Here is an 11982-nt window from a genome sequence, read left to right on the forward strand (position 1 = left end):
TTCGGGCTCGCCATTCGCGGCCGGAACCATCAAGACTGGGGCCACCGCCGCATCCGACCCATTCCTTCCTCCATGCTCCAACCAGCCCCGAGGGTCGCTGGGGAGACCAAGCCAACGGGTCCGATCAAGCGCCCTCGCCGGCAACGCCAACGTGTCTGGGCCGCCGGCGCCCTGGCCCTGGCGGTCGCCATCGGCGGCTTCAGCCTCTGGTCGAGCCGGCGCAGCGCTGAGCGCTCCAAAAACCTCAGCACTTACACCGTGAGCGCCGAGCGCGGCAGCCTGCCCGGCATCGTCAGCGCCAGCGGTGAACTGAAGGCCGTGCGCAGCGTCAACGTCAGCCCCAAGCGCGGTGGCGTGCTGCAGACCCTTTTCATCGACGAGGGTGAGCGGGTGAAGGCGGGCCAGCCCATCGCCCTGATGGACAGCGGCGATCTCCAGGACCGCGAAAGCGAATTCCAGGCCCAGGTGCGCCAGGCGCAGGCGGAATACCGCCGCAGCCGCTCGGAGTTCGAACGGCGGCGCAAGCTCTACGCCCAGGGCGCCATCAGCCAGGACGACTTCATCTCCTTCAACACCCGCCTGGCCACCAGCCAGGCCGCCCTCGACGCCGCCCGGCAGCGGAGCGGCCAACGCGGCGTGGAACGCTCCGAACTGACCATCCGCGCCCCCTTCGACGGGGTGATCACCCAGCGCTTCGCCGATCCTGGCGCCTTCGTCACCCCGACCACGGCGGCCTCGGCCAACGCCGGGGCCAGCAGCTCCTCGGTGGTGGAACTGGCCCAGGGCCTCGAGGCGGTGGCCAAGGTGCCCGAGAACGACATCGGACGCATCCGGGTGGGTCAGGCGGCCAGCCTGCGGGTGGATGCCTTCCCCGACCGGCGTTTCGCCGCCCAGGTCAAACAGATCGCCCCGCGGGCGGTCAAGACCAACAACGTCACCTCCTTCGAGGTGGAAGCTTCAGCTGATCAATCCGCCGCCGGAGCTGCGCATCGGCATGACCGCCGACATCGACTTCCAGACCGGCCAGCTAGCGGTGCGCACCCTGGTGCCCACCGTGGCCGTGGTCACCGAAGGCGGCAAGCCGGGGGTGCTGCTGGTGGGCAAGGGCAACGAACCCACCTTCCAGCCCGTGGAACTGGGTAACAGCAGCGGCCGGAACACCCAGATCCTCAGCGGCCTGAACCCCGGCACGAAGGTGTTCATCGACCTGCCGCCCTGGGCTAAGAAGCGACCCGGGAGTTGAGCAGCGCCCGGCTGGCCTCCAGGATCCTGCCGCTGGCCTGGCCATCGCCGAAGGGGTTGTGGGCCTGGGCCATCGCCGCGTAGGCGGCCGGATCCTCCAGCAGCTGTGAGGCTTCGCGCACGATGTCGGCGGTGTCGGTGCCGATCAGGCGGGCGGTGCCTGAATCGACCGCCTCAGGCCGCTCCGTGGTGCGCCGCAGCACCAGCACGGGCTTGCCCAGGGCCGGTGCCTCCTCCTGCAGACCACCGGAATCTGTGAGCAGCAGCGTGCAGCCACGGATCGCCGCCACCAGACGGTCGTAGTCGAGCGGTTCGGTGAGGAAGGCCCTGGGGTGGCTGCCCAGCAGCGCTTCGAGTGGTTCCCGCACGGTGGGATTGCGGTGCAGGGGCAGCAGCAGGGCGGTGTCGGGGAAGCGCTCCAGCAGCTCCAGGAAGCCATGGCCGATGTCCTGCAGACGGGGGCCCCAGTTCTCGCGCCGGTGCACCGTGGCCAGGATCACCCGCTGCCGCTGCCAGTCGAGGCCGGGGATCACCAGCTGGGGGCGCGCTCGGCCATCAGCAGCAGGGCATCGATCACCGTGTTGCCGGTGACCAGCACGCGCCCCACCACGCCGGAGGCCCTGAGATTGGCCTCAGAGACGCGGGTGGGAGCGAAATGCAGCTGGGCCACCTGGGAGATCAAACGTCGGTTGGCCTCCTCGGGGAAGGGATCCAGCAGGTTGTCCGTGCGCAGGCCCGCCTCCACGTGGCCCACGGGGATCTGCTCGTAGAAAGCGGCCAGGGCCGAGGCGAAGGCGGTGGTGGTGTCCCCCTGCACCAGCACCAGATCGGGCCGATGGGCCGTGAACTCCTCACGCAGCCCCTGCAAGGCCGCACAGGTGACGTGGGTGAGGGTCTGCTTCGGGGCCATCAGCGCCAGGTCCAGATCGGCCGTGAGCCCGAACAGATCCATCACCTGGCTCACCATCTCCCTGTGCTGGCCGGTCAGCACCACCCGGGTGCGCAGATCAGTGGCCGCGCGGAAGGCCATGATCACCGGCGCCAGTTTGATCGCCTCTGGCCGGGTGCCGAGCACGATGGTGACCAGGGGAAGAGGGGTCAAAACGGCGCAGCAATCGGGCGGATCCTAAAGATGGGCGCCGCAGACCCATGACAACGGCGCGAATTCAAGCAAAGCTTGGTGCAACGACTGAGCACGCCGTCACCATGTCCGCCAACGAACCAGGGGCTCCCTCCTCCCTCTTCCCCCCCCTGGCGGCGCCGACCGTGCCGGATCTGCCGCCCATTCCCTCCATCCCGGCGATCCCCTCCCCGGCCGCGCCGCTCCCCGAGGCGGTCTCCACTCAGGCCATCACCTCCAGCGAGGAAGCGTCCAAGGGTCTCGACCTGCCCCCTGAGCCCAGCAACCTGCAGGAGATCGTGCGCATCGCCCACGAACGCAATTTCTCCGACGTCCACCTCGGGGTGGGGGAAGAACCCCGTTACCGGGTGCGGGGTGACATGCGGCACACCGGCTGGCCTGTGGCTGATCAGGCCACCTTCAACGGCTGGCTTCGGGAGATGCTCACTCCGGTGGAAATCGATCGATTCCAGAACGACAAGGAATTTGACGGTTCCTTCGCGTTCCCCTTCGTGCGGGTGCGGATCAACCTGCTGGAAACCCTGCTTGGGCCGGCGATGGTGCTGCGGCTGATCCCCCAGAAAATCGCCACAATCCAGGACCTCAACCTGCCCGATGTGCTTGAGGAGGTCTGTCAGCGGCCCAAGGGCCTGGTGCTGGTGACCGGGCCCACCGGTTCGGGCAAGAGCACCACCTTGGCGGCGATGATCGACTGGATCAACCGCAACCAGAAACGTCACATCGTCACGATCGAGGATCCGATCGAATTCGTCCACCAGAGCAAGAGCTCCATGGTGCGCCAGCGGGAAGTGGGGCACCACACAAAGCTGTTCCACAATGCCCTTCGGGCAGTCCTGCGGGAGGATCCCGATGTGATCCTGATCGGTGAAATCAGGGACAGGGAAACACTCACCACCGCCCTTGAAGCCTCCCAGACCGGTCACCTGGTGTTTGGGACCCTCCACACCAACTCCGCCGTGCGCACGGTGGAACGGGTGCTGGGCATGTACCCCCTGAAGACCAGGACAATGTGCGCCGCTCCGTCTCCGAAGCCTTGCTGGCGGTGATTTCCCAGGGGCTGATCAAAACCACTGACGGCAAACGGGCCGCCTTCCACGACATCCTCATCAACACCGATGCCTGCCGGGATTACATCCAGCAGGCCAAGATGGACGAGGTGGAGCAGATCATGGAGCGCAGTGCCTTCGACGGCATGCAGAGCGCCAACCAGGCGCTGCTGAAACTGGTGCAAACCGGAAAAGTCGACCCTGAAGACGCCCTGGCCCAGAGCCTCAAACCGAACGAACTGGCCCAGTCACTTCGCGGCCGTCAGTGAGCTGCTCAGCAGGCGCACCAGCAGCAGCACCCCGATGCCCAACGACAGACCCAGCATCGCCAGCCGGCCATTCCAGATCTCGGCCTGGGGGTGAATCCCCGCCGCCAGGCGTTCAGCTCGTCCCGTCCCACGGGAGTGGGGCCCTCGCCGTTCTCACGCATGTCAGCAGGGGCCATGGGGCCGGCCGCAGGGTTGGCAGATTCACCCTAAGGGGATGGGCAAGGAAAGGCCCGTGGGTGGTTCGTAAAGGTCATCGGCCTGCTCCAGGGCCAGCCGCGGGGTCACCCCGAGCTTGAGCGAGCTGCGCGACCCGGCCGCCAGCCGCTGGGCCGCCGCCACCCCCACCATGGCCGCGTTGTCGGTGCAGTAGGCCAGGGGGCCACACGCCAGAGCAGCCCCAGAGCAGCGCAACGCTTCTCCATCAAGGCGCGCAGGCGCTGGTTGGCCGCCACGCCACCCACCATCACCACGGTGCCGAGGCCCTGGTCGCGGGCACAGCGGCAGCTGCGTTCCACCAGCACCTCAGCCACCACCTGCTCGAAGCTGGCCGCCAGGTCGGCCACCGGCAGCGGCCCGCCCGCGGCATCCAGCGATTGCACCAGCCGCAGCACCGCCGTCTTGAGGCCGCTGAAACTGAAGTCATAGGGATGGAAGCCGCCCTGGGGCAGGGAGACCCTCCCCTTGGGCAGGGGGAAGCGGTGGGGGTCGCCGCCGGCAGCGGCCGCCTGGATCGCCGGACCACCGGGGTAGCCCAGGCCCAGCAAGCGGGCCACCTTGTCGAAGGCCTCGCCGGCCGCATCATCGCGGCTGCGGCCCAGGCGCTCGTAGCGACCCGGACCATCGATCCGGATCAGTTCGGTGTGGCCACCGCTCACCAGCAGCACCAGGGCGGGCCCCGGCGGCAGGGGGTCCCCCAGATGCACGGAGCAGAGGTGGCCCTCCAGGTGATGCACCCCCACAAACGGCAGCCCATGGAGGGCGGCCAGGGTGCGCCCGGTGACCGAACCCACCAGCAACGCCCCCACCAGCCCGGGGGCCACCGTGGCGGCGATGCCGTCCAGATCGCCGAAGCCCAGACCGCTCTCGGCCATCACCTGCTCGATCAGCAGCGGCAGGGCTTCCACATGGCGGCGGGAGGCGATTTCAGGCACCACCCCACCCCAGAGTGCGTGCTCCTCGACCTGAGAAGCGACGGCACTGGCGAGCACCGTCTGGTCGCGCACGATCGCCGCAGCGGACTCGTCACAACTTGTTTCGACGGCCAGGAGGGTCGGCATCGGCTCTTGAGATGTCCCCTACTGTCCGCAAGTGACATCCTGCCTTCCCGCAGGTCTTTCCCCAGCACCGGACACGATGCGCCGTCTCTTTGCTGTTCTGATCTCAGCCTTCCTGATCTTCGGCTTCGCCCCCGTGGCCCACGCCGATATCGCGGGGCTGACCCCCTGTGCTGAGAGCCCCCGCTTCCAGCAGCGGGCGAGCCAAGCCACCACGGACCAGGCCAAGGCCCGGTTCTCGAACTACAGCCAGGCCCTCTGTGGCACCGATGGCCTGCCCCACCTGATCGTCGATGGCCGCTTCAGCCATGCCGGTGATTTCCTGATTCCGAGCATTGCCTTCCTCTACATCACCGGCACGATCGGCTGGGCCGGCCGCTCCTACCTGATGGCCATCCGCGGCAGCAAGGACGCCACCATGCGGGAAATCCAGATCGACATGCCCCTGGCGTTCAAATCCACCCTCTCCGCCGCCGCCTGGCCCCTGGCGGCCTTCAAGGAGTTCGCCGGCGGAAAAATGCTGGAAGACGACTCCAAAGTCACCGTTTCCCCCGCTGATTACTGGAACCATGAAGAAATTCCTCACCACCGCCCCCGTCGTCGCAGCCGTCTGGTTCACCCTCACGGCCGGAATCATGATCGAGTTCAATCGGTTTTTCCCCGATCTGCTCTTCCACCCCCTCTGAGCCGGGAAACCCATCCCTTTCAGGCGGCCCAAGGGCCGCTTTTTTATGGGCTGACCACCCGCCGCCATCCCGACCAGCCCCCTCAGGCACTGGGGGCAACCGCCGGCTCTGCGCCAAGGCCCATCAACGCCTCCAGTTGGAGCAGGGCCTGATCGAGATCTCCGTTCACCAGCACCGCATCGAACTCCGCCTCGGCCTCCAGCTCCACCCGCGCCCGCTGCAGCCGCCGGGCGATCGCCTCCTCGCTGTCGGTGCCGCGACCGCGGATGCGCCGCTCCAACTCCTCGAAGGAAGGGGGTTTGAGGAAGATCTGAAAGCCCTCGGGAAAGCTGCGCCGCACCTGGCGCGCCCCCTCCAGCTCGATCTCCAGCAGCACCGGATGTCCTGCGGCCAGGTGGCGCTCCACAGGTTCGCGCGGCGTTCCATAGCGATGGCCGGCGAATTCGGCCCACTCCAGCAGTCCCCCCGCCTCCAGCTGACGGTCGAAGCGTTCGCGGCTGAGGAAGAAGTAGTGCTCCCCGTCCACCTCCCCGGCGCGGGGCGAGCGTGTGGTGGCCGACACCGACAGCCAGATGCGGGGATGGCGCCGCAACAAGGCCGCCACCAGAGTGCCCTTGCCGACACCGCTCGGTCCGGTGATCAGCGTGAGCCGCCCGGCGGAGGAAGGGGAAGCCATCATCGGAAACACCGCCTGCCAGCAGAGTAGGGGCCATGACCGCGCCTGAGACAGCCGCTGGAACCACCAGCCGAGCGAGCCCGCAACGCCTTCCCCTTCAGGCCCTCGATGTGACCAGCCTCAAGGCGGTGTTGGCGGAATGGCGGCCCACCCTGCTGCCCTGCCGCTTCGAGAAGGCCCAGCAGAGCGCCCCCACACCCTGCAACTGGGGCTGCGGGCGCTGGATCGACGTGTCTGGCTGGAGATCAGCTGGCAGGCGGAGGCACCGCGGTTGCTGGCGATCGAGCCGCCCCCGCATCGGTGCGGGCAGCACCCTGGCCCAGCAACTGCAACACGGCCTGGCCGGTCTGGCCCTGGTGGAGCTGGAGCAACGGGGCTGGGAACGGGTGGTGGAACTGCGCTTCGCCCGCCGCCCAGGCGATCCGATCAGCCGCACCCTGGTGGTGGAACTGATGGGCCGCCACAGCAACGTGTTCCTGCTCGATGAGCAGCAACGGGTGATCACCCTGGCCCGTCAGGTCAAGGAGCAGCACTCACGGCTGCGGCCGATCGGCACCGGCGATGCCTACGGTCCGCCACCGTCCCTGCAGGGGCACAGCCCCTCGCTCGAGGAGCCCTTCCCTCGCTGGAGGGGGCGCCTCAGCCTGGTGCCCATGACCCTGGGCCAGGCCCTGCGGGAGGCCTATCAGGGGATCAGTCCCGCCCTGGCTCTGCAACTGGCGGGAGATCAGCCGGAGGTCTCGAGAGCCCTGCTGGAGCAACCGGTGGCCGCCCTGGACGAGCCGCAATGGGAGCAACTCTGGCGCCGCTGGCAGCGTTGGCTGCGGGCCGTGGCCACTGGCGATTTCCAGTTCACCCCCGGCGGCGCCTGCGCCTTCCGCTGCTGGAAAGAGGCCGGTGCAGCGACCAGCGACTGCGAGGCCCACCCAGCTGGGCTGCCCATCAACGGAGCCCTCAGCCGGTATTACAGCGGCGAGCTGAACCGCCGGCTGCTGGCCGAGCGCCAGGGCGGCCTGCGCCAGCGGGGAAACCAGGCGATCGAGCGGGAGCGGCGCTTGCTGCAGCAGCAAGAGCAGCTGCTCGCACGGGTGGAGGACAGCGATGGGCTGCAGGAACGCGCCCACGCCCTGCTCAGTGGCCAGGCCCCGCGCCGGGAGCAGATCGATGAGGCCCAGCGGCTCTACCGCCAGGCCCGCAAGCTGCGGCGCTCGCAGGCGGCGATCACCCCGCGGATCGCCCACCATCGAGAGCGGCTCGAACGACTGGAGGCCAGCCTCACCTTCATGGAGCAGGCCGACGACCTGGCCCAGCTGGAGACCCTGGAGGCCGAACTGCAGGAGCTCAGCGCCGAGGGCCGGAAACCGAAACGCCCCCTGGGCGGAGGCGCCAACAGCGCGCCGGTCCCACCGCAACCCCTGGAGCTGCGCAGTGGAGGTGGCCTGAGGGTGCAGGTGGGCCGCAACCACCGCCAGAACGAGTGGATCAGCCTGCGCCAGGCCCGCCGCGGGGATCTCTGGTTCCACGCCCAGGAATGCCCGGGCAGTCACGTGGTGCTCAAGAGCTCGGAGGCGCCGGCCCAGGACGACGACCTCCAGCTGGCGGCCGATCTGGCCGCCCACTTCAGCCGGGCCCGGGGCAATGGACGGGTGGCGGTGGTGATGGTGCCCACCGATCAGTTGCAGCGCATCCCCGGTGCGGGGGCCGGCACCGTGCGCCACCGGGGTGGCGAACAGCTCTGGGCCGATCCAGGCCGCGCCGCAGCCTGGCTGAGCCGCCCGGCAGGCGGATCAGGAGCGCCGGTCCCTAGCCTCGAACCAGCGCAGCGGCCATGAGTCCCAACGATTCCCCACCGGGCCAGCCGCCCGCACCGATTCGAGTCACCCCCATCAACGCCGCAGGCCGCTGGTTAGCGAAAACGGCCCCGGGGGGATCCAGGCGACTTCCCGGCGGAGGTGGAGATGAGCCTGGTCGATCACCTCGAGGAACTGCGCCAGCGGGTGTTGCAGAGCCTGCTGGCTGTGGTGGTGGCCGCCGCCGCCTGCCTGGTCCTGGTCAAACCCCTGGTTCGCCTGCTGGAGGTGCCCGCCGAGGGCATGCGCTTCCTGCAGCTGGCTCCCGGGGAGTTCCTGTTCGTGTCGCTCAAGGTGGCGGGCTATGCCGGCCTCACCCTGGCACTGCCGTTCATCCTGTATCAGGGCTTGGCCTTCGTGCTCCCTGGCCTCACCCGACGGGAACGGCGGCTGGTGGCGCCGGCGGTGGCTGGATCGGCCGTGCTGTTTCTGGGGGGCCTGGCCTTCGCCTGGTGGGCCCTGGTGCCGGCGGCCCTGCGCTTTCTGGTGAGCTACGGCGCCGATGTGGTCGAGCCGATCTGGTCGATCGAGCGCTACCTGGATTTCGTCCTGCTGCTGATGGTGGCCACGGGTCTGGCCTTCCAGTTGCCCGTGCTGCAGCTGCTGCTCGGGGCCTTCGGCCTGCTGCGGGCTGAAACGATGCTGGCGGCGTGGCGCTGGGTGGTGCTGGCGGCGGCCCTGGCGGGGGCCGTGCTCACCCCTCCACCGATCCGGTGACGATGCTGCTGCTTACCGGGGCGATCACCGCCCTCTACCTGGTGGGGGTGGCACTCGTTGCCCTGGTGCAATCGGTGCGAACCGAAGCCGGCACGGCCGGCGACGGCGTGCACGAGGCTGCGGATGGGGCCCCGGGCGAGAGCTAGAGCAGGAACTCCTTTCCCCGACCGCCCGTCTCCAGTGCCAGGCCCATGGCCTTGCCCAGCCGTGGGCGCTCAGCCGTGGTGAGCAGCCACTCACGCACCTGGCCGGCCACCCCCAGTTCGTTGAGCAGCGCGATCAGTTCCCCGATGTGTGCGGCGTAGGCCTCCGCGTCCAGGGGGAACGACTGCTGCTCCAGGTAGGCCCACATCACCTGCAGATAGAGCCGGCCCCGGCGCTGCACCAGCTGCATGTCGTAGGAGGCGCGCCAACGGGAGCGCAGCACTCCGAGCACCTCCTCAAGGCCGAGGGGCGGGGCGGGCTCCACATCGGGAGGCTCGGGCACGGGAAAGGGTCGGGTTGCGCAACAGCATGTTGCAGCAATCCACCATGGCCCCGCCGCCACAAACGGTGATGGGCAGGGCAGCGTCCATAATGGGCGGCACGTCACGTCGGCTCACTGGACCGCTCCTATGACTCAGATCCCAGCGAGCGATGTCCCCGGAATGGGTCGGCGGCAGTTCATGAATCTGCTCACCTTCGGATCGGTCACGGGCGTCGCCCTGGGGGCCCTCTATCCGGTGGTCAACTACTTCATTCCCCCCAAGGCGGTGGGCGGCTCCGGCGGGGTGAGCGCCAAGGACGAACTGGGCAATTCCGTCACCGCCAGCGGCTGGCTTTCCACCCACAACGAAGGCGACCGCAGCCTGGTGCAGGGCCTCAAGGGTGACCCCACCTACCTGACCGTGGAAGGGCCCGATGCGATTGGCAGCTACGGCATCAACGCGATCTGCACCCACCTGGGCTGCGTGGTGCCCTGGAACAGCGGCGCCAACAAGTTCATGTGCCCCTGCCACGGCAGCCAGTACGACGCCACCGGCAAGGTGGTGCGCGGCCCCGCGCCCCTTTCCCTGGCCCTGGCCCAGGTGAGCGTCGAGAACGACAACGTGTTCCTCAGCCCTTGGACGGACACCGATTTCCGCAACGGTGAGCAGCCCTGGTGGGCCTGAATCCGCTGAGCCTTCTTCCCCCTCCCGTCGCCTGCCCGTCCGTCCCATGCGCCGCTCCCTCACCCTCCTGCTGACCACCCTGCTGACCTTCGGCGTTCTGCTGATCGCCCCCCAGAGCAGCTGGGCCTATCCCTTCTGGGCCCAACAGAACTACGAGAATCCCCGCGAAGCCACCGGCAAACTGGTGTGCGCCAACTGCCACCTGGCCAAGAAGCCCACCCACGTGGAAGTGCCCCAGGCGGTCTTCCCCGACACGGTCTTCAAGGCCACCGTCGAGATCCCCTACGACACCAGCGTGCAGCAGGTGGGCGGTGACGGCAGCCGCACCGGCCTGAACGTGGGGGCGGTGGTGATCCTTCCAGACGGTTTCACCCTCGCGCCCCCCGAGCGCCTCAGCGAGGAGCTCAAGCAGGAAACCGAAGGCGTCTACTACACCCAATACAGCGATGCCTACCCCAACATCCTGCTGGTGGGCCCACTCCCCGGTGACCAGCACCAGGAGATCGTCTTCCCGATCCTTTCGCCTGATCCCGCCACCGACAGCGGCATTCACTTCGGCAAATACTCGATCAATGTGGGCGGCAACCGGGGCCGGGGCCAGGTGACCCCCACCGGTGAGAAGTCCAACAACACCGTCTACACCGCCCCCGCTGCGGGCCGGGTGGCCAGCATCACCCCCGGCGAGAACGGCGCCACCGCTGTGACGATCACCACCGCCGATGGGGCCAGCGTCAGCGAAACCATCCCCGCCGGCCCCACCCTGCTGGTGGCCGTGGGTGATCAGCTGGCCGCCGGAGCCCCGCTCACCGACGACCCCAACGTCGGCGGTTTCGGTCAGTTGGACACCGAAATCGTGCTGCAGAACCCCGTCAGGATCTATGGCCTGCTCGCCTTCTTCGCCGCCGTCACCCTGGCCCAGATCATGCTGGTGCTCAAGAAGAAGCAGTTCGAGAAAGTCCAGGCCGCCGAGGGGCTGATCTGATTCACCGCCGCGCCTGAGCTCATCCCTCTTCCAGCCCTGACCCTTCCTGCGCCGTCCGCCCTGGCCGTGTTCAGTTCACCCGGGCCCCTGCTGTTTCAGCTGGGGCCCTTCTCCCTGCGCTGGTATGGGTTGCTGATCGCCCTGGCGGTGCTGATGGGCCTGGCCCTGGCCACCCGCCTGGGTCGCAGGAGGGCCATCGATGCGGGCCTGATCGCCGACCTGCTGCCGATCCTGGTGCTGGCAGCAGTGATCAGTGCCCGGATCTACTACGTGGCCTTTGAGTGGCGCCAGTATTCCCTCAACTGGCTCGATGCCCTCAAGGTCTGGCAAGGGGGCATCGCCATCCATGGGGCGTTGATCGGCGGCTCCCTGGCGGTGATCCTGTTCTGCCGCTGGCGCAGGCAACCCTTCTGGGCCCTGCTGGATGTGCTCGTGCCCTCGGTGGCCCTGGGCCAGGCGATCGGCCGCTGGGGCAATTTCTTCAATTCCGAGGCCTTCGGCGTGCCCACCGATCTGCCCTGGGCCCTCACCATCCCCCTGGCGAACCGACCCACGGCCTTCCTGGGCCAGAGCAGCTTCCACCCCACGTTCCTCTACGAATCGCTCTGGAACCTGGGGGTGCTCACCCTGCTGCTGCTGCTGTTCCAGCGCGCCAGCCAAGGCAAGCTCGTTCTGCCCGATGGCGCCCTCAGCTGCGTCTACCTGATCGCCTACAGCGCCGGTCGATTCTGGATCGAAGGGTTGCGGATCGACCCCCTCTGCCTGCTGGGCCAACCGCCGTTCTGTGAAGGTGGGTTACGCATGGCCCAGCTGATGAGCTTGATTTTGATCGCCATCGGCGGCTTCGGCCTCTGGTGGCTCTACGGCCGCCGGCGGGCCCTGCCCGACCCCAGCGGTGTGTCCACCCACGTCAACGGCACGGCCCCTTGAGCCTTCCACCTGCAGGGC

Annotated in this window: 9 protein-coding genes and 6 pseudogenes; 10 read left to right on the forward strand and 5 right to left on the reverse strand. The window is 68.3% G+C overall.

Annotation, left to right across the window (positions count from 1 at the left end; all coding sequences use genetic code 11):
* The first annotated feature begins 72 nt into the window (after positions 1-72).
* Positions 73-1243 (forward strand): annotated as a pseudogene (locus tag AAF143_RS00990) (efflux RND transporter periplasmic adaptor subunit).
* Here the strand turns inward: AAF143_RS00990 and wecB are convergent.
* Positions 1221-2272 (reverse strand): annotated as a pseudogene (wecB, locus tag AAF143_RS00995) (non-hydrolyzing UDP-N-acetylglucosamine 2-epimerase). The pseudogenes AAF143_RS00990 and wecB sit on opposite strands and share 23 nt — an antisense overlap.
* A 176-nt stretch (positions 2273-2448) precedes the next feature.
* Here wecB and AAF143_RS01000 point away from each other — a divergent pair.
* Complete coding sequence (locus tag AAF143_RS01000; protein ID WP_414026391.1) at positions 2449-3429, forward strand: type IV pilus twitching motility protein PilT; 981 nt, start codon at positions 2449-2451, stop codon at positions 3427-3429.
* Positions 3393-3698: a hypothetical protein gene (locus AAF143_RS01005; RefSeq protein ID WP_414026392.1), complete on the forward strand. Its 306-nt coding sequence runs from the start codon at positions 3393-3395 to the stop codon at positions 3696-3698. Before AAF143_RS01000 ends, AAF143_RS01005 begins: the two co-directional genes overlap by 37 nt.
* Here the strand turns inward: AAF143_RS01005 and AAF143_RS01010 are convergent.
* Both AAF143_RS01010 and tsaD read right to left on the reverse strand, forming a co-directional pair.
* Positions 3678-3874: pseudogene (locus AAF143_RS01010) on the reverse strand (high light inducible protein). The gene AAF143_RS01005 and the pseudogene AAF143_RS01010 overlap by 21 nt on opposite strands.
* Positions 3875-3899: 25 nt before the next feature.
* Positions 3900-4975: pseudogene (gene tsaD / locus AAF143_RS01015) on the reverse strand (tRNA (adenosine(37)-N6)-threonylcarbamoyltransferase complex transferase subunit TsaD).
* Between the two features lie 76 nt (positions 4976-5051).
* Here tsaD and AAF143_RS01020 point away from each other — a divergent pair.
* Positions 5052-5525, forward strand: a pseudogene (locus AAF143_RS01020) (Photosystem I reaction center subunit III); the annotation flags it as partial.
* Between the two features lie 16 nt (positions 5526-5541).
* Positions 5542-5658, forward strand: a complete 117-nt coding sequence (psaJ, locus tag AAF143_RS01025; RefSeq protein WP_255005098.1) for a photosystem I reaction center subunit IX — start codon at positions 5542-5544, stop codon at positions 5656-5658.
* A gap of 82 nt (positions 5659-5740) precedes the next feature.
* Here the strand turns inward: psaJ and gmk are convergent, their stop codons facing one another.
* On the reverse strand, positions 5741-6337 hold the full coding sequence (gene gmk, locus AAF143_RS01030) for a guanylate kinase (protein ID WP_409995598.1): 597 nt from the start codon (positions 6335-6337) through the stop codon (positions 5741-5743).
* Positions 6338-6369: 32 nt separating this feature from the next.
* Here gmk and AAF143_RS01035 point away from each other — a divergent pair, with 32 nt between their 5' ends.
* Both AAF143_RS01035 and tatC read left to right on the forward strand, forming a co-directional pair.
* Entirely contained in the window at positions 6370-8166 is a 1797-nt protein-coding gene (locus AAF143_RS01035; RefSeq protein ID WP_414026393.1) for an NFACT family protein, read from the forward strand.
* 126 nt (positions 8167-8292) lie between these two features.
* Positions 8293-9047 (forward strand): annotated as a pseudogene (gene tatC / locus AAF143_RS01040) (twin-arginine translocase subunit TatC).
* Here the strand turns inward: tatC and AAF143_RS01045 are convergent.
* Entirely contained in the window at positions 9044-9388 is a 345-nt protein-coding gene (locus AAF143_RS01045; RefSeq protein WP_255005109.1) for a DUF3067 family protein, read from the reverse strand. The pseudogene tatC and the gene AAF143_RS01045 sit on opposite strands and share 4 nt — an antisense overlap.
* A 127-nt stretch (positions 9389-9515) precedes the next feature.
* On the opposite strand from AAF143_RS01045, the gene petC reads away from it, so the two are divergent.
* The 3 genes from petC to lgt are packed head-to-tail and all read left to right on the forward strand — an operon-like array spanning position 9516 to position 11964.
* Positions 9516-10052: a cytochrome b6-f complex iron-sulfur subunit gene (gene petC / locus AAF143_RS01050; RefSeq protein ID WP_255005114.1), complete on the forward strand. Its 537-nt coding sequence runs from the start codon at positions 9516-9518 to the stop codon at positions 10050-10052.
* A 46-nt stretch (positions 10053-10098) separates the two neighbouring features.
* Complete coding sequence (gene petA / locus AAF143_RS01055) at positions 10099-11034, forward strand: cytochrome f (protein ID WP_255005116.1); 936 nt, start codon at positions 10099-10101, stop codon at positions 11032-11034.
* Between the two features lie 60 nt (positions 11035-11094).
* On the forward strand, positions 11095-11964 hold the full coding sequence (gene lgt / locus AAF143_RS01060) for a prolipoprotein diacylglyceryl transferase (protein WP_255005838.1): 870 nt from the start codon (positions 11095-11097) through the stop codon (positions 11962-11964).
* Positions 11965-11982 lie beyond the last annotated feature (18 nt).

The organism is Cyanobium sp. ATX-6F1, assembly GCF_047395825.1.
Lineage (GTDB): Bacteria > Cyanobacteriota > Cyanobacteriia > PCC-6307 > Cyanobiaceae > ATX-6F1.